Source organism: Candidatus Neomarinimicrobiota bacterium, assembly GCA_022573815.1.
Classification (GTDB): Bacteria; Fidelibacterota; SORT01; order SORT01; family SORT01; genus JACZTG01.
On sequence record JACZTG010000008.1, the window covers coordinates 1 to 26,347 of the forward strand.

Below are 26,347 nucleotides of genomic sequence, written 5' to 3' on the forward strand. Positions count from 1 at the left end.
AGCGATAACTGCGATTCGCGGGTCGAGCTCAGTCTCAATAACCTAGAATCCATAAGACTTCGCCGTCTATTCCATGCAGTAACCGACTTGACCTTTCTTCTTTATCATGCTAACCCTTTTAATCACTCTATTTTAGTGATTCCGTTTTTGTCGACTATTAATTTACTGGAATCCTTCTCTGAAAATCTTTCTTGTGCATAATAAGCTTCCCAGTCCTTAAGGTCTTTCCACCACTGGGGTTCCGTAAGATTCCAGCAAAGCCTTTCAACAAGCGATATTACACCGTTCAATATGGCTGTGTAGCTGCTAAAATCGTCCTCAGTGAGCTTTGCACCTCCTTCGGCAGACACATAATCGCCATCATCAGAAATGCGATATAGCTTCCACCTGAACAATTTTAACATTTCTGTCGCACCAGTAACCGGATCTACCAATTTTTGCATGATATCACAGACCTTATCAGCAAGTTCTTTATCCTTGAATACTTTTGGGGGAGTATAGGGATCACTATTTGACATTGTTGCCTCCAATTAAAGCCCCCCGCTTCACAGACTGCTGAGGTTCGGTGTAACAGCCCGATTCACGAGGGATGATCAATACAATAGACATATCCGAACCTCTAATACTACTATAGATGTCGATTCACTTTAATGCCGTTTCTTCCATGCAATAACCTATTTGATTTTTCCTCTTTTTCATGCTATCCCTGTCTTTCATCTGTTGACCGATTCTCTGACTGTCTCTCTAAGTATTCGTCTACCCAGTCACGGTGAATTCGCCACTGCCTGCCCACCTTGGATGCTTTAAGTGTATCGCTCCATATAAGCCTAAATACCGTTCTATTATGCACATTGAGAATTTTAGCAACATGATTGACTGTTAATAATCCCAATGATTCTTGCCTTTTTGTTTGCTCTTTTCTCTCTTGCATTAACCCCTTCTTCCCGATTGTTATGCTTGAAGGATCATTGAGGGTTTTATCAGGGTTACATTTACTTAGGAGCATCCAGCTAATTCCTCCGGTTAAGACTACCTTAGGTCTCTTGCCACCCAATAGGGGGTAGAACAATCGCTCAGATAGTTCGTAAGCGTAATCATTTTTAATTGAATTATCGTACTCCTCTGGCAACTCAAAATGGGCTATACCCCAAGCAATATGCCATGATACCCAGTATGGACGATTTTTATAATCTTCGCGAATACTTATTCTTGATTCCTCACGACAAAAGGAGCTAACATCATCATTAACCACGTATTCATGGTAACTTACAGTATATCCTAATCTCTTAGCAAGTTCGGTCACAGCTTTAATCATTGTGCCCTCTTTAGTTATTCACCTACTATTTTAATAAACTTTTCAATATCGCTCTCACCGAACCCGAGTTTTTGTAGTACTTCTTTTAGGGAATCAACTTCGTGCATTATTTGCCCGTTCTCCAATATCATCTTTTTGATTTCGTTTAACTCTTCTGGTGTACGATTTTTATCTTTACTGAGGACACTTTTAACGGATGCTTCAGAAATTGCATCAGACATTTCACTCAATATCCCGTCTGACAATTCAGATAATCTTTTGCCGGAAACATCAGAGTTTGGGTCGATTAACTCTTCAAAGATTTCAGCATCTAATCTCTGTTGTGGTGTACCAGCCTTGCTTTCGTTAATTTGTAAGTTACCACTATTATCAACCCATGAAAAGCCCCCCTCATCCATCTCACCACTGTCAACTCTATCATCAATACCCTTAACCATATTTTCTCCATACGCCCCTGTTAGTATTCCAATTGAAAAGCAATGTATCGCACTTCTATCTGATTGTTTAATGTCTATTTCATCTGAGAATATATGATGTGCAAGCCCGTAAGCCATAAGGAAATTCTTTCGGGGCTGGCTCAAACTTGGGTCAATTATAATCGTTTTATCTTCTTCGAAATGATACGCTTCCGCATCAGCGGGTAACAGACCAGCATCCTCAACCACCCTAAGACCCATCTTCTTTACTATTTTGGTCATTACGTCTGGGGAATTCACTAACTTAGAATATTTCATGACATACTCTCCTCAAAAACTCCCCCGCTTCACAGATTCTTGAGGTTCGGTAGTTGAACCCGATCCACGGGGATAAGTTGGTGTAATAATATGAAGCATTTGGATCTACTCTTTTTTATTGATCAGATCCTCATAATAGTCTATTTCTGAAAAAGACCAGTCTTTTCCTGAAATAGACCTTTCTATTTCAGAGCTGCCCGATCACAGAACAGGCCTTACTCCTTTCACATAATACAATAGATGTCCTTGTTTACTAAATTCTCCATTACGGCATCATTTAAGGCTCTATATCGAGTTATCTTGCTGGCCAGATGCTTAACCCTTACCCTCGCTCCTTGCCTGAGCTCACCGTCGAAATCAGTCGTACGGAGACCCTCAATCTTCTTCTGCTGCCAAGCAAGGGCGGCGCGAACCATACCGTACGTTCCAGCAGCGTGAAGATCGGCAAACCAGCCATCAGGACGACCCTTTCTAAATCTGACTGGGATACCATATCTTTCCGCCTGTTCTTTCGCGATGACGATCAAAAAACCTTGATGGCGTTCTACTGCCTGCGCGAGACGCATTCTCATCGGTTGACGTAAGCGTTTCCCAGTGGTGTTGACTTTCCGGGCAAATTGATTTTTCTCTGTAAATTTCATTTCCGAACCTCCTTTTGTTTGTTGTTAAAGAGGTTCGGTTTGGACAGAAATGGACGTTACGCTTCAGAAGCGTCAATCCGATGCCACGTAACTCTTGCGAGAGAAGCGGTTTCAGCCACTGTTTTTTCTGTGTCACAATAGTATCACATATATGACACATATATGACACACTTCTATCCCATTCTGTCCTACTCTGTCCGGTTTGGAAATAAAGAAGGCTTTTCGTTAGATCTCTGAAAAGCCCTTGTAATACAGGTTTTATGCGGTTTTTGAAAGTGGGCCTAAGTGGAATCGAACCACTGACCTCACGCTTATCAGGCGTGCGCTCTGACCGACTGAGCTATAGGCCCTATACATAAAAAGTCCGAGACCTGCCGGTACCTAATTCAAGCAGAGACCCTCGGACTCTAAAATGACAAACATGGTATGTGCGTTTTTAGTCGATAACTGATTGACCTAACATTGAACTCCTTAGAGTTCAAGTCTCCCTAGAAAGGAGGTGATCCAGCCGCACCTTCCGGTACGGCTACCTTGTTACGACTTCGCCCCAGTCATCAATCTCACCTTTGGCGTCTCCCTCCCCGCAAGCGGGGTTGGGCCAGCGACTTCTGGTGCTACCGACTTCCATGGCGTGACGGGCGGTGTGTACAAGGCCCGGGAACGTATTCACCGCGGCATGCTGATCCGCGATTACTAGCGATTCCGACTTCATGGAGTCGAGTTGCAGACTCCAATCCGAACTGGGACCGGCTTTGTGGGATTGGCTCCATCTCGCGATTTTGCGACCCGCTGTACCGGCCATTGTAGCACGTGTGTAGCCCGGGATGTAAGGGACATACTGACTTGACGTCGTCCCCACCTTCCTCCTCGTTGTCCGAGGCAGTCCCCTTAGAGTCCCCAGCTTTACCTGCTGGCAACTAAGGGCAAGGGTTGCGCTCGTTGCGGGACTTAACCCAACATCTCACGACACGAGCTGACGACAGCCATGCACCACCTGTATAGCTACTCCAAAAGGAGGGGTCCTGTTTCCAAGACTTTCACCTATATTTCAAACCCCGGTAAGGTTCTTCGCGTTGCATCGAATTAAACCACATGCTCCACCGCTTGTGCGGGCCCCCGTCAATTTCTTTGAGTTTCAACCTTGCGGTCGTACTCCCCAGGCGGGATACTTAATGCGTTAGCTTCGGCACTGAAAGGGTCAATATTCTCCCAACGCCTAGTATCCATCGTTTACGGCGTGGACTACCAGGGTATCTAATCCTGTTCGCTACCCACGCTTTCGCGCCTCAGCGTCAATGTCGAGCCAGGAAGCCGCCTTCGCCACCGGTGTTCCTCCTGATATCATGGCATTTCACCGCTACACCAGGAATTCCGCTTCCCTCTCTCGAATTCAAGACTGACAGTATCAGACCCATTGATATGGTTGAGCCATATTCTTTAAAACCTGACTTGTCAATCCGCCTACACGCCCTTTACGCCCAATAAATCCGGACAACGCTTGCTCCCCTCGTATTACCGCGGCTGCTGGCACGAAGTTAGCCGGAGCTTTCTATGGAAGGTACCGTCAATACCCTTTACTATTCGTAGGGGGTTTTCTTCCCTCCCAACAGACCTTTACACTCCTCGGAGTCATCATCGGTCACGCGGCGTTGCTGCGTCAATCTTTCGATCATTGCGCAAAATTCCTCACTGCTGCCTCCCTTAGGAGTCTGGGCCGTATCTCAATCCCAGTGTGGCTGGACATCCTCTCAGACCAGCTACTGATCGTAGTCTTGGTAAGCCATTACCTTACCAACAAACTAATCAGGCGCAGGCTCATCTCAAGGTGCTAGGTCCCGAAGGATCCCCAGCTTTAACAACATGCTCCGAAGAGCCCGCTGCATTATTGGGTATTAGCTCCCCTTTCGAGAAGTTATCCCCATCCCTGAGGTAGATTACCTACGTGTTACTCACCCATTCGCCACTTTACTGCACGGAGCAAGCTCCGTGTTTCTCGTTTGACTTGCATGTGTTAGGCACGCCGCCAGCGTTTGTCCTGAGCCAGAATCAAACTCTCCGTTGTTGTTTTTTTACACCTTTGAGTTGTTTTAGGGCTCGTTATCAACGTATAATCCGCACATACCAGTTGTCAAAGATCATTACCTCATCGTATGCGAATTATCGCTTCCAAGAGGTTGCCTCTCATTTCAGAGGCATCAATAAATATAGACAGACTTAGAATTTCAGTCAAGCTATATTTACCAATAAACTATTAAATTTTTAAAGAAATGCTATAACTTTTTATAACTCGAGCAGAAGCCTGTCTTGAGCCGCAAGAACGTTATCTCTTAACTTTTGGGCAGGAGCCAATATATACTCATCAATGAACTCATCTGTATGGCTCGGATCGTGATGAAACAACACTAATTTGTTCACGTTAGCCGCATCAGCGACTTTCACACCTTCTTCATATGTGCTGTGACCCCAACCTTGATGACCGTCCAGATATTCTTCCGGCGTAAATTGTCCGTCATAAACAAGAAGGTCGGCGTCTTGAGCAATTTCAACCAGATTTGGGTCAACGCCTTCCTTCGGATGTTCATTATCCGTGGCATACGTAAACACTTTACCGTTGTGCTCTACTCTAAAACCGAGGCATTCGCCCGGATGTGAAAGATGAGTCGAGCTGACAACCGTATCTCCAATAGTAATCTTATCGCCATTAATCTCAACGACTTCAACCTGAGATGGTAAGTGGTCAAACGGAACAGGGAAGTATATATCTCCCATCAAGACTTTTAGTTTATCGTAAAACTTTGAATTCTCGTATCTTCTACCGTATAGAACCACCTTGTTTTTCTTTTCGAAAAGAGGTTTAAAAAATGGCAAGCCCTGCGTGTGGTCCCAATGTAAATGAGAAAAAAATATGTGAAGTTCCAGCGGTTCATCGGGATAATTACTTGAAAGCCGGTCGCCGAGATTACGAATTCCCGTTCCTGAATCAAAAATAATTTTGTATTTCTCAGACGTTTGAACTTCCACACATGGAGTATTCCCGCCATATCTGAGAAATCCCTGTTCAGGAATCGGAGTGCTTCCACGTACACCCCAAAATTTAACACGCATACGTTTTCCTCAATTGAAATATGAACTTAAGGTGTTAAGATAATAATAGTTTATGATAAATACAAATTATTGATTAATACAATAAATAAGAAATTATTTCAGCAAAATCATCTTCTTTGCTTGAACAAAATTAGCTGCTTGTAGTCGGTAGAAGTACATTCCTGATGCCACTTTTGAGGCGTCCCAAACTATTTGGTGCCTTCCTGCGCTCTGAATCCCATCAAATAGATTAGCTACCTGCTCACCTCTCAGATTGTAGACTACAAGTGAGACCTTACCACTAACCGGAAGTGAAAACTCAATTGTAGTTTCCGGATTGAATGGATTAGGAAAATTCTGTTCTAATTCCATCGACACGGGAATCGTTTTCTCTTCATCCGAAACGGCTAAAATTGACAGATCATGTGCTAAATGATAATAAACATGTTTGCCTTGCTGGTCGCCGAGCGGTTCTTCCACATCTACCATATACACCATATGTAATGTTTCGAATCCGTTGTCGCCGGTTTCAACTGTAGGCGATCCCTGAATTTTGGTTTCGTTGATACCGGGCGAGTTGGTTATATTTTCCGGCTCTGTCCAGGTGGCCCCCAAGTCACTTGAAATACTCAGGAACAAATCGCTTGCAATCATTCCACCCTTTATAGTATCACTTATGCTTGTGCCTGCTGAATATACCAATGCAAGTAAACCTGAAGGCGTTACAAATGGCTGGGTTAGTCCGCATCCTATTTCGCATGTTTCGTTGGAACTGAGTTCGAAATCGAGTGTGTCAATGACGTGAAGAGTCCATTTACCCTTTTCCAAACCAATATGACTAATAAGAGATTTTTGTCGGTTCAGGGTTTCTATAATATTCACGAAAAAATGTACTCTTCCAAAAGGATCTATAATCATACTTGTCGTCCACGCTGAAATAAAAGCATCAGCATCAAAACTTTGAGCCGGAAACCCAACAATATTTTCTTCTTCTATCAATACAGGAGATCCCCATGTCGCTCCGTTATCAGAAGATAATTTATAGATAAGGTTTCTATCCGGAAACCTGGGCGAAGAAGACGAATCATCCATATCCCAAGCTCCGCCCACTGCCACATGATTTCCACGAACGTAGTTATAGGCTGTATGGTTAAATACTGAAGCAACCTCCGCGCTGCCGGGTACTTCAACCGGAAATATGCTGGCATCTAAGTTCGGCTCTACCACCGAAATATTAGAAACGTCTGCTTCATATACGATATAATAATCCTCTCCTCTGGTAAAACTGATGAATGATGTGAAGACTTTATTGCCGCTTGTAATTACGGGGGATGCCACATACAGGTCGGGATATGGCGCTATGCTATGGAAGTCCACCCAATTCCAAAATGATTCGTCATACTTCATTGCATTATATAACAATATCGGATCACCACCAAATTCTCCACCTCCTCCAACTTCTTCACTGTAGAAAATTATCGGTACGTCTATTCCATCAATATTTGCTCCTGAAACTATACTGGGAAACTGCGCTTCAAAGTTATGGTTATCCGGTTCGTTCAGATCATTTTGAACAAACCATGATTCTCCCGAATCATCTGAATAGCCGAACCCTAATATCTTTGGTCCCGCTTTGTTATCGCTTAATATCCTGCCGGTAAAAATAAGCGCGCCGGTCTCAACATTATACATTAGCGGATTTAATCCTCCATAAAACATACTTAAGATATTTCCGGTTGTATCAATCAAAGTAGGATTTATCCCTGTGGAGCTGTAATCAATTTTTATTATCTTCCCATTACCAGTCTTCGATGTAATTCCAGATTCCGGATGTTTTATTCGTGGAAAATTTTTTGTTGGTTTTTTACCAGCGGATAAGAGTGTACTTACAGGAAACAGTACACACAGGAGAATAATTGAAAATATTTTGGAGATAAGCTACCTTTCGTTTAGCTGGTCGCTAAATATTATGGAGGGAAATAGTACTAAGCTCTTTTTCTGCGGTACCTTACAACCGGTGATTTTTTTGAAATAATGACATCTTCGGTTATTACACATTCCCGAACATTATTCATTGATGGTATATTAAACATTATTTCTTGCATTGCCTCTTCAAGAATAGCTCTAAGCGCTCTAGCTCCGGTTTTTCTTTTCTTCGCTAATTCCACTACTTTTTTAATGGCGTCTTCTTCGAAAAGAAGTTCAACACCATCCATTTCAAAAAGTTTCTTATACTGCTTTATAAGTGAATTTTTCGGTTCAATCAGAATGCTATAGAGAGCTTTTTCATCCAATTCATCTAAAGTAGCAACTACAGGAAGTCTTCCTACCAATTCCGGTATCAATCCGAATTTAATTAAATCGGATGGCTCGCACAATGATAGCGTATCCCCGATTTTCATATCCTCTTTCCCTTTGACTTCAGCGCCAAATCCCATAATACCGTTTTTAATTCTGCTAAGTATTATTTCTTCAAGTCCGTCAAAAGCGCCACCACAAATAAATAGAATATCTTTCGTATTAACGTTCACAAGTGGTTGTTCGGGATGTTTTCTGCCTCCTTTCGGCGGAACGCTGGAGATCGTCCCTTCGAGAATTTTCAACAGAGCCTGCTGAACGCCTTCGCCGGATACATCCCTCGTTATCGAAGGAGAAGATGTTTTTCTTCCAATCTTGTCTATCTCATCAATATAGATGATTCCTTTTTGCGCTTTCTGTAAATCATAGTCGGCTGACTGAAGAAGTCTTACCAAAATGTTTTCCACATCTTCGCCGACATAACCTGCTTCAGTAAGGATGGTTGCATCAACAATCGTAAAGGGAACTTCAAGAAATCGGGCGAGTGTTTGGGCGATAAGCGTTTTACCCGTACCGGTGGAACCTAACATCAGTATGTTACTTTTATCTATCTCAACTTCTTCAAAAAGTTTCCGACTGCTTATCCTTTTATAGTGATTATAAACTGCAACAGCTACAGCTTTTTTTGCTTTATCCTGTCCTATTACATATTTGTCGAGTTCATTCTTGATATCATGCGGCGCCGGTATTTTGAATTTTTGCGGCGTAATATCACTATCCGCATCTGCCTTGATAAGCTCCACGGACTCAAAAACGCAATGATCACAGATGGATACATTCGACCCTTGAATAATACGGTATGCCTGATCTTCAGACCTACCGCAAAACGAACAAGTTAAAATTTGTTCTTTATCTTCTTTATCTTTCAATTATCTTCTGCTTTACTTTTTTTCAATTCCTTTGAACGAACCATAACTTTATCCACAAGTCCGTACTTGACTGACTCTTCGGCTCCCAAAAAGAAATTCCGATCAGTGTCTTTTTCTATTTTTGATAATTTCTGACCTGTTGTATCCGATAGTATCTTATTTAACAGTGACCTCGATTTCAATATTTCCTTAGCGTGGATTTCGATGTCAGACGCTTGACCCTGAACTCCGCCCCACGGCTGATGTATCATTACACGCGAATGAGGAAGAATATATCGTTTGGATTTTGCGCCCGCTGCCAATAGCACCGCGGCCATACTTGCCGCCTGACCCATACACATTGTAGAACAATCCGGCTTTACATAATTCATCGTATCGTAAATTGCTAATCCGGCTGTTACGCTTCCACCGGGACTATTTATATATATATTGATATCCTTTTCCGGATCATCAGCTTCCAAAAACAGCAATTGAGCGATTATTATATTTGCTACGCTGTCATCTATCCCGCCGCCGATAAAAACTATCCGTTCTTTTAGAAGGCGAGAGTAAATATCATATGATCTTTCTCCTCTTCCAACCTGTTCTACTACCATCGGTATATACAAACCGTTATTACTCCTTATTAATGATGATGATGATCGTTATTAAGTAGCGCGTTAAAATCGACCACATTTATTTCTTTCTCGTTATAATTTGAATTTGAGCGTATGACTTCCATTACTTTTGATTCTATAATATCCTGCCGCATTTTTTCCCTCTGATCTTCATCTTTCTTCATACTTAACACAGCAGTTTTGTCAACCGCCATTACCTCGGCAGTTCTTTCAAACCAATCGTCAATTTCGCTCTCTTCAACAATAAAATTCTCTTTTTTAAATATTGACTTACGAATCATAAGCCACTTCATATTCCAAATTGCATTAGCTTTATAGTTTTCCCTGATGTACGCCTCGTCAATTTCTCCGTTACTGCCTTCTTTCGAGCGCGAAATTAATCCGTCAAGATAGCTTTCTATCATGGTAACCGGAACTTCAAGGTCGGTTACTCTGACCAATTCGTCTGCAAGCGAATTGTTTACAAGATTTCGACTCTCAGCGTCATAGCGAGATTGAATATTCTTTTTTACGTTTTCTTCCAAATCTTTGATGTTTTCAAATGATTTATTAACCTTCTTGGCAAATTCATCGTTTAATTCGGGAAGAATATGCTTTTGCACATTCAAAACGGTAAATCTGAATGTGAAATTGTGAGAGTGGTCGCCGTGCTCCTGGTGAATCTTAACAACTCTTTCATCCCCCGCTACAGCGCCTTTAAGCTGCTCTAAACCCTGCTTTCCAAATTCCCCTTCGCCGAGTTTGACTAACCTCTTTTCCATTCTTTTACCGATAATCGGGGCTAAAGATTCATCCAGCTCCTGAATGTCGGCTTCGATATAATCTCCCTCTACAGCGCCTTTGTCTGAATCCTTAACTTCAGCATACTGCTCCCTGATCCCGTTGATAGCTCTATCAATATCATCTTTTTCGACTTCAATAATATATTTCAGGACTTCAAGATTCTTCTTTTTATAATTATATAGCTTGAACTCCGGCTCGATTTGAACTTCAATGGAAAAGGATAAATCTTCGTTTTTCTGAAAATTGACATTTATGAGTTTTCCACTGTCAACAGGGTCTATCTTTGCTTCTTTTATAATTTCATGATAGAGTTTCTGAAGCATCAAATCGATAAATTCAGATTCTATCTCATTCTTATATTTTTTTTGAATTATATCCGCAGGCGTTTTCCCGGCTCTAAAGCCGGGTTCTTTAATATTCTTGCTGATCTCTTTAATTACGTTATCATAGTCATCCGAAACATCTGCCCAGGGCAGAAAAACTTCCAACCTTATGATACTATTTTCTTCTTTTGTTGATTTTACTTTCATCTGTATCCTTTTATTGCGGAGCGCCTAAATTTAGATGCTTACCGCTGCCAAGTCAAGTTTAATCAGAGAGCGTTATTATCAAAGAATGGATATTATTTAAAGACCGAAAGCGACTGCTAAAAGCACCACAGAACCGACAGCAATGGAAGTAAGCGTTATAAACATTCCTCTACTTACTCCCGTAAGCTGTGCTTCAATTCGTTCGACACCGTCTGATTCCGCCTGAACTTCACCAACGAATCGCCCATCCGGATATTTACGTTTATATATTCTTATAAAATCTCTTGCCTTGCTTAGCCACAGAACCTTTCTTTGCCTATCAGCCAACTCCCTATACGCCGCTATAATCATATAGTGCGCTTCTTCAGCAGCGTCGGATGCCGGGAACATAAATGTTATTGATTTAAAAGTGGCTATTGAATCCTGTAATCTATTCTCTTTAAAAAAATAATTTCCGTTTGTCAATATATCGTCAGGACAATGTTGACCAAGAACCGCTGAAATATCACCAAAAATTCCGCCTATGATTATCAACGCAAATAGGATAATCTTAGCGGTTAGTGACCTTATCATTATATTCGTCTCATCGAAATCATTATCAACTCCTATCAAAACTCATATGAATTATTGTTATAATTCGTGCCGCGGGCGAGACTCGAACTCGCACAAGCAATCGCTCACCAGATCCTAAATCTGGCGCGTCTACCAATTCCGCCACCGCGGCTAAGAATGAATAATAACTTTAAATTCAAACCGAGTCAAGATAGATGAGTTAACTCATCGCCTGTTCCAAGTCCTCAATCAAGTCCTCTACATCTTCCACACCCACTGAAAGTCGAATCAGCCCTTCCGTAATACCCAATTTATCCCGCTCCTCTTTTGGAACGGATGCGTGAGTTTGTATAGCCGGATGACCTATAAGGCTTTCCACACCTCCGAGACTTTCAGCTAGACTGAATATTTTTACGTTTTCAACGACTTTTTTTGCTTTGTCAAAGCTGCCCAATTCAACAGATATCATCCCGCTGTAGCCGGGATTCCCGAATGGGTCCAACTGCTGCCGATTCGCTAGCTCGTGCTGAGGATGACTTTCCAGTCCGGGGAAAATCACTGCTTCAACGTCCGAACGCTCATCTAGCCATTTCGCGATAGCTCCGGCATTTTCATCGTGCTGCCGCATCCGCAACGAAAGTGTCTTGGTAGAGCGAAGCAACAACCAACAGTCGAACGGACCCGGAATAGCTCCTGCGCTCTTTTGAACAAACTTGAGCTTTTCATCTATCACGGCATCATTCGTCAGCATAATTCCGCTTATCAAATCGCTGTGCCCGGCAAGATATTTTGTAGAACTGTGTGTTACTATATCCGCGCCGAGTGTGAGAGGTCGCTGAAAGTATGGACTCATAAAAGTATTATCTACAACGAACAAAATATCGTTTTCTTTACAGATTTCCGAGGTCGCTTGTATATCTGTTAGAGTGAGCATCGGATTCGTGGGTGATTCGATATAGAGCATCTTGGTATTTTCACGAACTTCCGCTTTTAAGTTTTCAATATCGGAAGTATCTATCCATGAAAAATCAATTCCGAAATCTCTTACCATCTGCTCGAAATACCGGTAAACTCCCCCGTATGTGTTGTGACCGACTATGACATGATCACCTGACTTGAGAAATCCCGTCAACGCCGTCACAGTCGCCATTCCCGAGCCGAATGCAGTTCCATATTTACCCTGTTCCAATGCTGCGACATTAGCTTCCAAAGCCGTACGCGTCGGATTTTTCGCCCGGGCATAATCATAATCGTCAATCGGCTCGCCCAATTTCGGCTGTACGAATGTTGAAGTCTGATAAATCGGCAGCGTTACCGCTCCTGTTGATGGATCAGGTTTTTGTCCTGCGTGTATTGCGTCTGTAGAAAATCCCATTATTAAGCCTTATTTAAAATTAACGTCCATGACACTTTTTGTATTTCTTCCCTGAACCGCAATGACAAGGATCGTTCCGCCCTATCTTCGCTCCCGCTACAACCGGCGTTTGTTTTCCAGTCTGTGAGGCGTGCCTTCCCCCGGAAGAAACGTTCGTCTCCTGTCTCCCACCGTTGCCACTACCCGCAATACCTGCAAAACCCATTCCTGAACTTTCGTCATGAGTAGTTTGGACGTTACGCGCATGAACAACATCCACCGGGCTCATCCGTTCCGCCGGTGTGTAACGGAATACCGTTCTCACAGTATTTTTACTTATATCGCTGAGCATTTCTAAAAATAGATTGTATGCTTCTTTTTTGTATTCAAGCAGCGGATCTTTTTGTCCATAAGCGCGAAGGTTAATCCCTTCTTTAATTTGATCAATATCAAATAGATGATTTTTCCAATGTTCATCAATCACCCGCAGAACCGCGAACCGTTCCAGCTGTCTCATCATATCAGAACCGAGAAGAGATTCCTTTCGATCATAATTTTCATGCGCTTTCTCGAGCAGAATATCTTCCAACAGCTCGGGAGTGAGTTCATCATCTCCGTTTTGAGTTTCATTTAAATCCACCATCATAGTGTTCATTGTATCAGTTGACAAGCCATGCAAATCCCATTCATCCGGGTGCGGTGAATCAACGGTGTATTGATCAACGATATCCTCCACATACTCATCAATCCGTTCCATCACCTGACTTTTCATTTCTCCGCCTATCAGCGCTTTATTTCGTCTGTCATAGATTATCTCACGCTGTTTATTCATTACATCATCATATTCGAGAAGATGTTTCCGAATCCCGTAGTTCCTCATCTCAACTTTTTTCTGGGCTCTCTCAATTGATTTGGTAATCATTGAGTGAGTTATGACTTCTCCTTCTTCGAGACCGAGTCTGTCCATAATCCGCGCTATCCTATCGCTCCCGAACAGCCGCATAAGATCGTCTTCCAATGACATATAAAAAACTGATGAACCGGGATCCCCCTGCCTGCCTGCCCTTCCACGCAGCTGAAGATCTATACGTCTTGATTCGTGCCGTTCCGTTCCAATTATATGTAATCCGCCTGAATCGGTAACCCCTTCGCCGAGTTTTATGTCTGTGCCGCGTCCAGCCATATTTGTAGCGATTGTGACTGAACCCGGTTCTCCTGCGTTTGTCACGATCTCGGCTTCGCTCTGATGAGCTTTTGCATTCAATACTCTGTGTTTAACACCTCTGTTCGTCAACATTTTGCTGAGAAGTTCAGAGACTTCAACGGTAATAGTACCTACGAGGACGGGTTGTTTTCTGTTGTTGCACTCAATGACTTCTTCCACAACGGCTTTATATTTCTCTCTTTTGGTCTTGTAGATCAGATCTTCTCTGTCATCTCGTATGATAGTTTCGTGAGTCGGAATCACCGTTACATTCATATCATAGATAGAGGCAAATTCTCCCGCCTCCGTCTCGGCTGTTCCTGTCATTCCCGCAAGTTTATCATACATTCTGAAATAGTTTTGAATGGTTATACTGGCAATCGTCTGCGTTTGCGCTTCAATTTTTACGCCTTCTTTCGCCTCGATTGCCTGATGCAAACCATCTGAATAGCGTCTGCCCGGAAGCACTCTACCTGTAAACTCGTCAACTATCATCACCTTACCGTCGGTAACGACATACTCTACGTCTTTTTCAAAAAGTGAATAGGCTTTCAGCAGTTGACTTATGTTGTGAATCTTCTCACTCTGTGTAGCATAAACTTCTAATATTTCAGTCTTCCTTTTGGTTTTTCCCTCTTCATCTAAATTCTCATCGTTCTCGACAATTTCGTACTCGGTTCCGAGATCGGGAATGGTAAATGCTTCCATATCGTGAGGAGAGATAAAATTTCTTCCTTTCTCGGTGAGGTCAATGACATTATTTTTTTCTTCAATACTGTATAAGAGTTCTTCATCGATTTCATGAAGTTTTTTATCGCGGATATAATCGTTTTCGATTTGCTGCGAAAGCCTCTTATTCCCCTCTTGCTCAAACAGAGTCAGGAGTTTTTTATGTTTCGGAGCTCCCTTCTGAGCGGTAAGTATCTTTATGCCGGCCTGATATTCATCAGTTTCAAGCAGTTTTATCGCATCTTCAATCAGCTCTTCCACCAACTTATTCTGGGCATGCACAAGCGAAGATACTTTCGGTTTCAATTCTAAGAATTGATCGTTGGATGCGCCTTCTACCTGCCCGGAAATTATCAAAGGAGTTCGCGCTTCATCTATCAGTACCGAATCAACCTCATCAACAATTACATAAGAATGATCCCTCTGTGATTGATCCTCTTTGTGTATCGCCATATTATCCCGGAGGAAATCAAATCCATATTCGTTGTTAGTACCGTAAGTAATATCCTTAGCGTATTCTGCTCTCCTCTGTTCGTTGTTCATAGTATTAAGGATACAACCGCTTGTGAGACCAAGTCGTTCGTAAACCTTACCCATCCATTCGGAGTCACGTTGCGCCAGATAGTCGTTTACCGTTACAAGATGCACTCCTCTTCCTGCGAGAGCATTTAAATATAACGGCATTGTGGCGACAAGAGTTTTCCCTTCACCTGTCTTCATTTCAGCGATGTTACCTTGATGCAGCTCTATAGCCCCAATTAGCTGCACATCAAACGGAACCATCTCCCACTTGGTTTTCTGACCTACTACCACCCAAGTTTCGCCTACAAGCCTACGGCAAACTTCTTTAACAATCGCAAACGCTTCGTGGAGCAGCTCCTCCAAAGCCTCACCCTCAGCTTCGATTCTCAGTTCGCGTAACTCATCAGCCGAAAGCTCTTCATCCTCCACAGCATCAGCAGCCTCGTTACTGCGTTTTGATACATATTCCTTGAATTCGGCAGTCTTCTTCGGAAAGTAGTCATCAGGCACGTCGCGCAACTTCTCAAAGATAGAATTGATTTGCTCCACATCTTTCGAGAGTTTTTTCACTACTCGATCCGAGCTAGTCCCGAAAATAGCTGTTAAGATATTACCCATAATTAATTACTGCTTATCCTTATTCTTAATCCGTTATATGCCTTTTGAAAGCCTACTTGCAAGGTAGTCAGGAAGGCTGGCATCATATATTTTTTGCGCTGCTGATTCCATATCGTACGGCTCTCTCTCAATATTAACTTTTTTGCTGTCATCGTCGTATACGGCAAATGCGGCATCGGAGTTTCCATCACGAGGTTGTCCTATACTGCCCACATTAATAATATAGCGTTTAGTCCTTTCAAGATTAATTTCCGTTTCACACGAACTGCCGTCATGACAATATATGCCTGCTATATGAGAGTGACCTACAAACGCCAAACTCCCTTTAAAATACCTGAATTCGTAAAGAGCGTCTTCCATTGAAACAATATAACTCCACTTTTCAGGTTTATGAGGAGTTCCGTGCACATACACTACATCCTTTTCTACATGAGTTAAGGGAAGTGACGAAAGGTAATGCGACATATCATCATCTATAATATTTTTTGTCCAAATCACCGAATCCAAAGCGTCTTGATTGAACCATGAAACCGATTGAGTCCCGGCTACCGCAAAATCGTGATTGCCGGCTAAGACAACATCACATTTTTCCCTTACCATATTTATACATTCCACCGGATTCGCCCCGTACCCGACAATATCACCGAGACAAATAACCCTGTCAACACTCATACTTTCTAATCGTGACAGTACGGCGGATAGCGCTTCGAGATTTGAGTGTATATCCGATATCAAACCGATTCTCAACTTTTGACAACTTCTCCCGCTTTTTTAACACTATCGTTTTTTCGCCATTTGGAGCTGACCTTGTCAAGTATGCCGTTGATGAACGAAACACTTTCGTCAGTGCTGAACATCCGAGCCACTTCGAGCGCTTCGTTTATCACTACCTTTACCGGTACATCCGGGAAATAGAGAAGTTCGCCAATTGCTAAAAGCAGTATCGCTTTATCCACCTGAGAAAACCGATCAACATCCCAATTTTCTGAAGTCGCCGAAAGAATGTTGCCTATTTTTCGTTGATGTTTCCGTTCTATATCAATCAGATCAGATGCGTATTCCGCCACCACCTGCTTCACATTTCTGCTGAAAATAAGCTCGTTTTTCAAATCATCCATCTTAACAGCTTTGGATTCTTCGCCCTCATTTTGCATATTGAACGCATAAAGTGTTTGCAGCGCCAGCTCTCTTGATTTTCTTCTGTTCGTTTTCATATAAAACTAATTTCTTCCCGTTCGCTGACTGGTTTCACCAAGATTCTTCTGACCGACATAAGTTTTTTTCAGCTTTCTAATGCTCTTAATCCGTTCTTCTGCATACCTATTTGAAGCAACTGGAGTCGGTACTCCTTCTTTTTCCGCCACATCAAGCACTTCTGTTAAAATATTATATATCCCTTCTGCTTGCGACAATGCTCTCTCTCGGTTATAGCCTTGCAATTCATTGTAAACGTTTATCAACCCGCCGGCGTTTATAACATAATCGGGAGCATACAATATTCCCTTTTCAAGCAGCGCTTTTCCATGCTTTCTCTCTTTTTCCAGCTGATTGTTTGCCGCGCCGGCTATTATTTTGCATTTGAGCATTGGAATAGTTTCATCATTTATAATTCCGCCCATGGCACATGGCGCGAATATATCTACAGCAAGTTTATAAATTTCGTTGTTGTACACAACTTTAGCTTTTATCTCCTTTGTCGCTTTTTGCAGTTTATTCTTATCAATATCAGAAATATAAAGTTTTGCTCCTTCATCGCTCAAAAGTTTTATGAGATATTGTCCCACATGCCCCATCCCCTGCACAGCTATCTTTATTCCCTCTACGGAATCTGAGCCATAGACTCTCTTTAAACATGCCTTTATGCCGACATAGGTTCCAAGAGCGGTTACCGGAGATGGATCGCCACTTCCGCCAAGCGCGCGAGATATTCCGGTAACATATTTCGTCTCACGTCTAACCCATTCCATATCGCTTACGCTTGTCCCCACATCTTCCGCTGTTATATACCTGCCGGCAAGTCCGTCCACGAATCTGCCAAATGAGCGAAAAATAAATTCATTTTTCATAGTCTTTGAATTTCCGATTATGACGGCTTTCCCTCCACCCAGATCAAGTCCCGCTACCGCGGCTTTGTACGTCATCCCTTGAGATAGACGAAGGACATCAGTCAGAGCATCCTTTTCTTCTTTGTAGTTCCACATCCGGCAGCCGCCGAGAGCCGGTCCCAATGTGGTATCATGAATTGCTATAATCGCCTTAAGACCCGTTGTGGGATCGTTCGAAAAGACAACCTGCTCGTGGCTTTTCTTCTCTAACGCTTCAAATACATCCATTATATCTACCCCTGCGCTTTGCTATATCTTTTAATGATTTCTCTTGAGATAACGATTTTTTGTATCTCTGAAGTTCCTTCATATATTTCTGTGATTTTTGCATCTCTCATAAACCGCTCTATTTCATACTCTCTCATATATCCGTTACCGCCAAAAATCTGAACCGCCTGATTTGCGGTTTTCATAGCAGTTTTGGAAGCGAATAATTTAACCATTGCCGACTCGGCTGTAAAATTTTTCCCTTCGTCCTGCAATTTCGCGGCTCGATAAAGAAGCAATCGCGAAGCATCTACATTGACCGCCATCTCGGATATCTTAAACTGTATTGCCTGAAAACTAATTATCTTCTTTCCAAATTGCTCTCTTTCCTGACTATATGCAATAGCGCGCTCCATTGCTCCCTGTGCTATACCCAACGCCTGAGCGCCTATTCCGACTCTGCCGTAATCAAGCGTTGTCAATGCTATCTTCATCCCTTCACCCTCTTCCCCGATCCGGTTCGCAACAGGAACTCTGCAATTTTCAAAAACGATCTCAGCGGTATCCGACGATTTAATTCCCAGTTTCTTTTCCACTTTACTGACAGAAAAACCGGGCATATCGCTTTCAACGATAAAAATTGAGATACCCTTTTTCCCTTTCTCCTTGTCCGTCACTGCAAAAACGATTATCACCTCGGCGTTAGATCCATTCGTGACAAAATTTTTCACACCGTTCAGAACATAATGGTCGCCGTCCAGCACCGCCGTACAAGCCAAATTGGAAGCGTCCGAACCCGCTTGCGGTTCGCTTAAAGAATATGCTCCCAATTTCTCACCCTTAGAGAGTGGGATTAAAAATTTCTTTTTCTGTTCTTCGCTGCCGAATTTTCTCAGGGGAAATCCTGCAAGAGTATTTGTAACAGACATTATTACTGCCACGGAAGCATCAACCCTTGCCAATTCTTCAATGATAATGACGTAAGAAAGATAATCCATCCCTGAACCACCGTATTCCGGAGGCGCAACCACTCCGCACATTCCCAGCTTTGCGAGTTTTTTCACTATTTCATAAGGGAACTCGGAATTTTCATCCCGCTCTCTTGCTGTGGGAGCAATTTCTTTTTCCGCAAAATCCCGTACGGTTTCTCTAATGGCTATCTGTTCATCTGAGAGATTAAAATCCATTTATTGTCTCACCTATTCTCTGTCATATTATTCGAAGTTATCTTCATAATATCATACGTTTGAATATTCATAAAACCCTATTCCTGATTTTTTACCTAATTCTCCGGCAGCAACTTTTTTCTCCAATAAAGGACACGGACGATATTTGTTTTCTTCTAATCCGTCCCGTAGAACCTCCATAATATTCAGACAAACGTCAAGTCCGATAAAATCCGCTAGCTTCAGAGGACCCATCGGGTGATTCATCCCGAGCGTCATTACATTATCAATATCTTCTGCTGAAGATACGCCCTCCATTAGAGCGAAAACAGCCTCATTTATCATCGGCATAAGCAGCCTGTTAGAAATAAACCCCGGAGAGTCTTTCACTTCTACCGGGGATTTTCCGAGTTTCTCTACTACATTTTTAATAATGCCGAAGATTCTGTCGGATGTCGCATTACCGCGTACAATCTCAACCAATTTCATTATTGGCACAGGGTTGAAAAAATGCATTCCAATAACTTTTTCCTGCCTATTAGTTGCCGATGCTATCTCTGTGATTGAGATGGAAGAAGTATTAGACGCTAATATCGTCTCTGATTTACAAACTTTGTCTAATGTCTCGAATACTTTCAACTTCACATCTAATTTCTCGAAGACTGCCTCCACGACTAAACCGGAATCAGAAGATGAATCAATACTACTATTTGTGGAGATATTTTTCAGAGCAGTTTCCGCCTCGTCCGTCGTGATGACATTCTTAGTTACTTGCCGCTGCAAATTCGATTCGATTGCTGCAAGAGATTTAGTCAATAAATCATCGTCAGTATCAACCAAATTGACTTTATAGCCTCCTAAAGCGAAAGTATGCGCTATGCCCGTACCCATTGTGCCGGCGCCTATTACACTGACTTTTTGAATTTCGTCCATAATCTTTTACCGTTGCACGATCATCGCAGTTGCCTCGCCGCCTCCCAGGCATATTGCGGCTAAACCGAATTTAGCGTCTCTCTGTATCATTGCGTGGAGAAGTGTTGTGATGATTCGAGCGCCGCTTGCGCCGATTGGATGTCCAAGGGCAACCGCTCCTCCGTTTACATTCAACCTGTTCATATCAATTCCAAGTTCGTTTGAAACCGCCAGCCCCACCACAGAGAACGCTTCATTCAATTCAAATAAATCAATATCCTCAAGTTTTAATCCGGCGACTTTCAGCACACGGTTTATCGCCTGAACAGGAGCCGTTGTGAACCATTCGGGCGCTTTCGCTGCCGTAGAGTATGCCACAATCTTTGCCATAGGTTTTACGCCAAGCTCATCGGCTTTCGCCTGCGATAGAACCACCATTGCCGAAGCGCCGTCATTGATCTTTGAAGAGTTAGCCGCTGTGACCGTTCCGTCTTTTTCAAATGCGGATTTTAGAGTAGGTATTTTTTCAAATTTGACCTTCCCCGGCTCTTCGTCCAATTCAAATAAGGTCGTTTCTCCTTTTCTGCCGGGTACCTCAACGGCAACAATCTCGTTTTTGAACAAGCCTTCTTCTTGCGCCTTCAACGCTTTTTCATAGCTTGAAACAGCAAATTCATCCTGAGCCTCCCGGGGTACATTGCATTCCCGTCCACAAAGTTCAGCTGCCCTTCCCATATGATAATCGTTGTACACATCCCATAAACCGTCCAATATCATACCGTCTATAAGGTCGCCATTTCCGAGGCGATATCCCTCCCGCGCTTTTTTCAACAGATACGGAGCGTTGGACATACTCTCCATACCACCCGCCACAAAAACCTCTGCATCCCCTGCTTTTATTGACTGTGCGGCAAGCATCACCGCTTTCATCCCCGAACCGCAAACTTTATTTATAGTAGTGCACTGTACACTATTCGGGAGATCCGCAAACAGTGCCGCCTGACGTGCCGGCGCCTGACCTACACCTGCGGGAAGGGCACATCCCATTATAACTTCTTCTATATCTTCGCCTTTTATTCCGGCTCTTTTTACCGTTTCCCTGACAACTATGCTGCCCAGCTTTGGAGACGAAATTGAGGAAATAGCGCCGTTAAGCGAGCCGATAGGAGTTCTGCATGCAGCCGCGATTACCGGTAAGTTACTACCTTCCATTCCCTGCTTCTTTGTTTCCATTCGGTTTGTCATAAGCGTTTATGATTTCCTTAACAAGCCTATGACGAACCACATCGTTTGAATCCATATAGACGAAGTCTATCCCTTCAATTCCTTTTAATATCGTCTGTACGCCGATAAGTCCGGATTTTTGATTGGACTCAAGGTCTATTTGGGTTATGTCGCCTGTAATAATCGCTTTGCTGCTTATGCCTAATCGCGTCAGAAACATCTTCATTTGGAGCGGTGTGGAGTTTTGTGCTTCATCCAATATCACAAACGAATTGTTTAGTGTCCGCCCTCTCATATATGCGAGAGGAATTATTTCAATGACCCGTCTGTCCATAAGACCGTGAATTTTATCTGACGGCATCATATCGTCCAATGCGTCATATAACGGAGCAAGATAAGGTTGGATTTTCTCCCTTAAATCACCGGGCAAAAAGCCCAATTTCTCACCTGCTTCTACAGCAGGTCGGGTAAGTATAATTTTATTTACCGCTTTACTCTTTAGGTTCGCAACTGCTATGGCAACCGCTAAATAAGTTTTCCCTGTTCCGGCCGGTCCTATTGTAAGGACAATATCATTTTTTTGAGAGGATTCGTATAATTTGAGCTGTCCCTCTGAACGCGGCTTCACGAAACCGCCTTTGGTAAACAGAATTATTTGGTCCAGGTCAGCGTCGTCACTCTTAAATTCGCCTGCCTCTCCGTACGTAATTATAGACCTTACATCGTCTTCGTATAATCCGCCTGAATTATTTAATTCCAACATCATCTGAGTAATTATTTTCCGAATATCGGCAATTTCTTCCTCTTCGCCTTTTATCTTCAGCACATTCCCTCTTGCAATTATCCTTGAGTTAAAATGCTTTTCTACGACTTTGATATTCGCGTCTTTACTGCCGAGGAATAATAGCGGATCCACTCCCTTTAAGGAAATTTCAGTTTCTTTTATCAAATAGTTTTCTCCATCAAATTAATGCCATCCAAATTATCAAAAAGTATCGACAGTTACAAGCACGATTAAGCTATGAAAGCTAATGATATTAAGGGTGAAAAGCGGAATTATTTGGAGATTCGGAACGTAAACCGTTGAATCAAATACCATTTGTTACATATTTACAGGAGCTGCGTCCTTTTTCTAATTCTTTTTTGGAATTATCAATATTGTGTGTGGATGTATCAGGTCTGGGCTCTCCAATATAGTTTTATTCGCCTGATAAATCCTTGTCCATTCAAACGGATTGGAGTATCTCATTGCCGCTATTTTTGATAGACTCTCGCCTCTGCTTACCCAATGCTCGTTACTCGCCGGGGTCCTCGGAATAACAAATACCTGATCTATCTCGATCAGATCAGGATTCGAGATTTGATCCCGATTGGCAGAATAAATTTTCAGCCATTGAAAGGGGTCATTGTAAATTATTTCTTTTCCTGAAATTTTCCAGAGACTGTCTCCGCGGATAACTCTGTAAGAATCGGCTTTCCTATCAAATTGTACAACTTTGGGTACTTCACCGTCTGTCTTCACTTCGGCTAAGGATTCATCGTCCTGAGTAGGTTCGGGAATGACAGTCCGGTAATTTGATAACATTTTATCTATGTCGCTGAGAAGATTCCGGTTTTGCTCCAATGCGGCAAGATCGTTTTCGCTGAGTTTTTCAAGCCGCAGCTCCATATCTTCCAATAATTCAGCATCTCCCATCAGCTCTTCTTCGGATAAATTATTGAGATTTGCCACATCAAGTTCCAATTCCTTCAACATATCCATATATTCTCGAATCTCTTCATCAGAGGATGCTCTCAATCCGAAAATAGCCTGCCGTTCAAGCGCTATTGTCTTATCTATATCCGCAATCTGCTTAATCAAGGATTCAATATCCCGACCAAGTCTTGAAGATTCCGAGCCTGCGGATGTTTCTCTCGATTGCCAGCGTGCCAATTCCGCCTTATACTCTTTGGGAGAAAGTTTTGATACATCTTGAGCGTTGACCTGCACCGTCGAGAATAACACGCCGCTTAATAGCAGACCGCCTGTTAATATCATTTTCAGCTTCATTTAATTATCTCCTCCGTTCTCACCTTCCTCAATATTATTCGCATCCGTTTCCGTCCCATCTATGTTCAAATCTTGAATCTTCCGAAATCTTTCCATCAGGACTTCTTTCTCTTCTAAAAGTTTCTTCAAATCCGATTTTTTCACCGCTAAATCTTCATGTAGAGCTTTTCTTTCTAATTTCTGACTCTGCACTTTATTTTCTGCTGATAATGCTGCTTCTTTCGTCTCTTCCAATTCCTTCAATTGTTCGGAAGTTAATCCGCCACCGCCGCCGCATGATGCCATTAGCAATACCGCTGTCAGCATTAACGTAATAAATCTTTGTTTCTTTCCTGAAATTACTTTTTCTATTATAATATTCATCCGTTTATCTCTATTTTATCGGTTCATTTTTTATTTTCTTCATATTTAATAATAACAACAACTTATATTAGTTAACATTCGTTCTACAACAGATTATACGTCAGTTTATAGATTAGGTTCCAGCTTTATTCCAAGTTCTTTCAGCTGCTCTTCTGACACTTCCGACGGAGCTTTTTCCATAAGCGCCGATGCGCTTGCTGTCTTCGGAAATGCTATTACATCACGAATCGAATTCTTCCGTAACATAGCCGCAACAATGCGATCCAAACCAAGCGCAATACCGCCGTGCGGCGGCGCTCCATATGAAAGCGCCTTAAGTAGAAATCCGAACTTTTCATCAGCTTCTTTTTCACCGATTCCGAGAGCTTTGAATACTCTTGTCTGCACATCCCTTGAATGAATTCTGATACTTCCTCCACCTAATTCGCTACCGTTAAATACCATATCGTATGCTTTCGCCTTTACGCGCAGCGGCTCTGATTCGAGGAAGTCCAAATCTTCTGTTTGGGGCGATGTGAACGGGTGATGCATAGCAGTGTATTTTCCGGTATCCTCATCCAACTCGAACATAGGAAAATCCGTTACCCAGAGTGGAACGAATTCATCTGAAGTCACTAATTCAAGTTTTTTACCGATTTCAAGTCTTAACGCCCCCAACCCGTTTAACACAGTTTCTGCCTTATCGGCCGCAAAAAAGATAACATCGCCATCTTCAGCGCCCACTTCCTCTATTAGTTCACTCTGCTGATTTTCAGGGAAATGTTTACTCACACCGCCTGTCAATCCGCCGTTTTCAACTTTGGCCCACGAAAGTCCTTTCAGTCCATAAATTTTAACAAACTCCGTCAATTCATCAATTATTTTCCGGCTGAAACTTCCTTTAGCCGGGGCGGATATGCAGGACACGATTCCCCCCTCCGCGACAGCGTCCTTAAATATTTGAAAATCACTGTTCGCGGCGCGTTCGGAAATATCTGTCAATTCCACGCCGAATCTCATATCCGGTTTATCTGAGCCGAATCTCTTCATCGCATCATCATAGGTTAGACGCGGAAACGGCAGAGGAAGTTCTACATCTATTATCTCCTTGAATACTGTTGCCATAAGTTCTTCAGCCATTTTCTGAACATGCCGTTCTTCTACGAACGACATTTCAATATCTATCTGAGTATGCTCGGGTTGTCTGTCCGCGCGAAGGTCTTCATCCCTGAATGCTTTCACTATCTGAAAATATTTATCGAATCCAGAGACCATAAGTATTTGTTTATAAATCTGAGGTGACTGGGGCAGAGCGTAAAATTTCCCTTTGCTTATCCGGCTGGGGACAAGAAAATCGCGGGCGCCCTCTGGTGTGGACTTAGTAAGAACAGGAGTCTCAATCTCGATAAACCCCTTACCCGACATAAATTTTCGTACGGATTGATAGAATTTATGCCTTGTGATAATAGCGTCACGCATATTCACACGCCGCAAATCCAAATATCTGTACTCGAGACGAAGGTCTTCCGATGCTTCCACTTCTTCTTTAATTTCGAAGGGCGGAGTTTCCGCTTCGCTCAGCAGTTCAAGAAATTTTGCGTTTACCTCTATTTCCCCTGTGTCAAGGTTCGGATTCAACGTTCCTTCGGGTCGCTCACCGACCTTACCCGTTATTTTCAATACGTCTTCCACAGAGAGCTTTTCTGCCAGATTAAACAATTCATCAGGCATCTGTGGATTAAAGACCACCTGTGTAATACCGTACCGGTCCCTCAGGTCAACGAATATAAGTCCGCCGTGGTCGCGCCTTCGCCTGACCCAACCCATCAGCGTAACTTCACTACCCGAATCTTCCTTGCGCAGCTCGCCGCAGAAGTGAGTCCGCATCCCTTTATAGTGGTCTTTCATATAGCTTAATCAATATCCATTTTATTGTAGTCTTGAAATATACTTAATGAAGAATAATATTCGTATAACTTATTATTCTAATGATACTTTTATAGAAATGAAGTTCTTTGGAGTTTATTACTTCCTGGCAGAAATTTTAAGTCTGTTGTTTGCTCTTTCAATTGCTCCTCTAACTCGCTTGTGGTCCAAATCAGCAGGTTTTTCCTTAAGCCGTTCATTCGCTCTGTCTAAGGCTTTTTGTGCCCTTTCAACATCTATCTCCCCGGGAATTTCGGCTGTTTCCACGAGGAACAGCACTTTTCCCCGCTGCACTTCGCAGTAGCCTCCGCTTGTTGCCAACAGAAGCTGTTTGTTGTCTGTGTCAATTCTCAGTTCACCGGGTTTAAGAGCCATTATTGCAGAAATATGTCTTGGTAATATCCCGAATTTGCCATCCACGCCGGTAGCGCGAACATGGCTTACACTATCATAAGTGCGAATTGATATTGGTGTTACAACTTCTACTGAGAAGTTTTCTGCCATA

General features: G+C 42.7%; 23 protein-coding genes, 2 tRNA genes and 1 rRNA gene. All 26 read right to left on the reverse strand.

All coding sequences use genetic code 11. The annotated features are described in order from the left end of the window. Window positions 1–122: 122 nt before the first annotated feature. A complete protein-coding gene (locus tag IIB39_04790) occupies window positions 123–518 on the reverse strand; it encodes a hypothetical protein (GenBank protein ID MCH8928018.1) in 396 nt (131 codons plus the stop codon). A gap of 182 nt (window positions 519–700) precedes the next feature. Next, window positions 701–931 carry a helix-turn-helix domain-containing protein gene (locus IIB39_04795; protein MCH8928019.1) on the reverse strand — a complete coding sequence of 77 codons (231 nt, stop codon included), beginning with the start codon at window positions 929–931 and terminating at the stop codon, window positions 701–703. 398 nt (window positions 932–1,329) lie between these two features. Beyond that, entirely contained in the window at window positions 1,330–2,049 is a 720-nt protein-coding gene (locus IIB39_04800) for an ImmA/IrrE family metallo-endopeptidase (protein ID MCH8928020.1), read from the reverse strand. Window positions 2,050–2,273: 224 nt separating this feature from the next. Next, on the reverse strand, window positions 2,274–2,690 hold the full coding sequence (locus tag IIB39_04805; protein MCH8928021.1) for a hypothetical protein: 417 nt from the start codon (window positions 2,688–2,690) through the stop codon (window positions 2,274–2,276). A 276-nt stretch (window positions 2,691–2,966) separates the two neighbouring features. Continuing rightward, window positions 2,967–3,040 (reverse strand) — tRNA-Ile (locus IIB39_04810). A 142-nt stretch (window positions 3,041–3,182) separates the two neighbouring features. Continuing rightward, window positions 3,183–4,752 (reverse strand): 16S ribosomal RNA (locus IIB39_04815). Window positions 4,753–4,970: 218 nt separating this feature from the next. Further along, complete coding sequence (locus IIB39_04820) at window positions 4,971–5,795, reverse strand: MBL fold metallo-hydrolase (protein MCH8928022.1); 825 nt, start codon at window positions 5,793–5,795, stop codon at window positions 4,971–4,973. Between the two features lie 93 nt (window positions 5,796–5,888). Beyond that, a complete protein-coding gene (locus IIB39_04825) occupies window positions 5,889–7,523 on the reverse strand; it encodes a T9SS type A sorting domain-containing protein (protein MCH8928023.1) in 1,635 nt (544 codons plus the stop codon). 236 nt (window positions 7,524–7,759) lie between these two features. Beyond that, window positions 7,760–9,001 (reverse strand): ATP-dependent Clp protease ATP-binding subunit ClpX, encoded by a 1,242-nt coding sequence (gene clpX / locus IIB39_04830; GenBank protein MCH8928024.1) that lies wholly within the window; start codon window positions 8,999–9,001, stop codon window positions 7,760–7,762. Continuing rightward, window positions 8,998–9,597 (reverse strand): ATP-dependent Clp endopeptidase proteolytic subunit ClpP, encoded by a 600-nt coding sequence (clpP, locus tag IIB39_04835; GenBank protein MCH8928025.1) that lies wholly within the window; start codon window positions 9,595–9,597, stop codon window positions 8,998–9,000. The genes clpX and clpP overlap by 4 nt, the downstream gene beginning before the upstream one ends. A 29-nt stretch (window positions 9,598–9,626) precedes the next feature. Beyond that, the gene (gene tig, locus IIB39_04840; GenBank protein MCH8928026.1) at window positions 9,627–10,931 is read right to left on the reverse strand and encodes a trigger factor; all 1,305 of its coding nucleotides are present in this window, start codon (window positions 10,929–10,931) and stop codon (window positions 9,627–9,629) included. 96 nt (window positions 10,932–11,027) lie between these two features. Then, window positions 11,028–11,504 carry a hypothetical protein gene (locus IIB39_04845; GenBank protein ID MCH8928027.1) on the reverse strand — a complete coding sequence of 159 codons (477 nt, stop codon included), beginning with the start codon at window positions 11,502–11,504 and terminating at the stop codon, window positions 11,028–11,030. A gap of 67 nt (window positions 11,505–11,571) precedes the next feature. Next, window positions 11,572–11,655, reverse strand: a tRNA-Leu gene (locus tag IIB39_04850). A 48-nt stretch (window positions 11,656–11,703) separates the two neighbouring features. Further along, window positions 11,704–12,858: a PLP-dependent transferase gene (locus IIB39_04855; GenBank protein ID MCH8928028.1), complete on the reverse strand. Its 1,155-nt coding sequence runs from the start codon at window positions 12,856–12,858 to the stop codon at window positions 11,704–11,706. A 19-nt stretch (window positions 12,859–12,877) separates the two neighbouring features. Further along, window positions 12,878–15,910: a preprotein translocase subunit SecA gene (gene secA / locus IIB39_04860; GenBank protein MCH8928029.1), complete on the reverse strand. Its 3,033-nt coding sequence runs from the start codon at window positions 15,908–15,910 to the stop codon at window positions 12,878–12,880. Window positions 15,911–15,943: 33 nt separating this feature from the next. After that, the gene (locus IIB39_04865) at window positions 15,944–16,657 is read right to left on the reverse strand and encodes a metallophosphoesterase family protein (protein MCH8928030.1); all 714 of its coding nucleotides are present in this window, start codon (window positions 16,655–16,657) and stop codon (window positions 15,944–15,946) included. Further along, window positions 16,654–17,124, reverse strand: coding sequence for a transcription antitermination factor NusB (gene nusB / locus IIB39_04870; GenBank protein ID MCH8928031.1), 471 nt, complete (start codon window positions 17,122–17,124; stop codon window positions 16,654–16,656). The genes IIB39_04865 and nusB overlap by 4 nt, the downstream gene beginning before the upstream one ends. A 6-nt stretch (window positions 17,125–17,130) precedes the next feature. Beyond that, on the reverse strand, window positions 17,131–18,243 hold the full coding sequence (locus IIB39_04875; protein ID MCH8928032.1) for a Glu/Leu/Phe/Val dehydrogenase: 1,113 nt from the start codon (window positions 18,241–18,243) through the stop codon (window positions 17,131–17,133). A gap of 5 nt (window positions 18,244–18,248) precedes the next feature. Next, window positions 18,249–19,409 carry an acyl-CoA dehydrogenase gene (locus IIB39_04880; protein ID MCH8928033.1) on the reverse strand — a complete coding sequence of 387 codons (1,161 nt, stop codon included), beginning with the start codon at window positions 19,407–19,409 and terminating at the stop codon, window positions 18,249–18,251. 51 nt (window positions 19,410–19,460) lie between these two features. Further along, window positions 19,461–20,321 (reverse strand): 3-hydroxybutyryl-CoA dehydrogenase, encoded by an 861-nt coding sequence (locus IIB39_04885; GenBank protein ID MCH8928034.1) that lies wholly within the window; start codon window positions 20,319–20,321, stop codon window positions 19,461–19,463. Window positions 20,322–20,327: 6 nt separating this feature from the next. Further along, entirely contained in the window at window positions 20,328–21,512 is a 1,185-nt protein-coding gene (locus IIB39_04890; protein ID MCH8928035.1) for a thiolase family protein, read from the reverse strand. Then, window positions 21,502–22,470, reverse strand: a complete 969-nt coding sequence (locus IIB39_04895; protein MCH8928036.1) for a PhoH family protein — start codon at window positions 22,468–22,470, stop codon at window positions 21,502–21,504. The genes IIB39_04890 and IIB39_04895 overlap by 11 nt, the downstream gene beginning before the upstream one ends. Window positions 22,471–22,656: 186 nt before the next feature. Next, entirely contained in the window at window positions 22,657–23,574 is a 918-nt protein-coding gene (locus IIB39_04900) for a LysM peptidoglycan-binding domain-containing protein (GenBank protein ID MCH8928037.1), read from the reverse strand. After that, window positions 23,575–23,937, reverse strand: coding sequence for a hypothetical protein (locus tag IIB39_04905; GenBank protein ID MCH8928038.1), 363 nt, complete (start codon window positions 23,935–23,937; stop codon window positions 23,575–23,577). A gap of 105 nt (window positions 23,938–24,042) precedes the next feature. Further along, window positions 24,043–25,824, reverse strand: coding sequence for an aspartate--tRNA ligase (aspS, locus tag IIB39_04910; protein MCH8928039.1), 1,782 nt, complete (start codon window positions 25,822–25,824; stop codon window positions 24,043–24,045). A gap of 117 nt (window positions 25,825–25,941) precedes the next feature. Further along, complete coding sequence (locus IIB39_04915; GenBank protein MCH8928040.1) at window positions 25,942–26,346, reverse strand: F0F1 ATP synthase subunit epsilon; 405 nt, start codon at window positions 26,344–26,346, stop codon at window positions 25,942–25,944. Between the last annotated feature and the right edge of the window lies 1 nt (window position 26,347).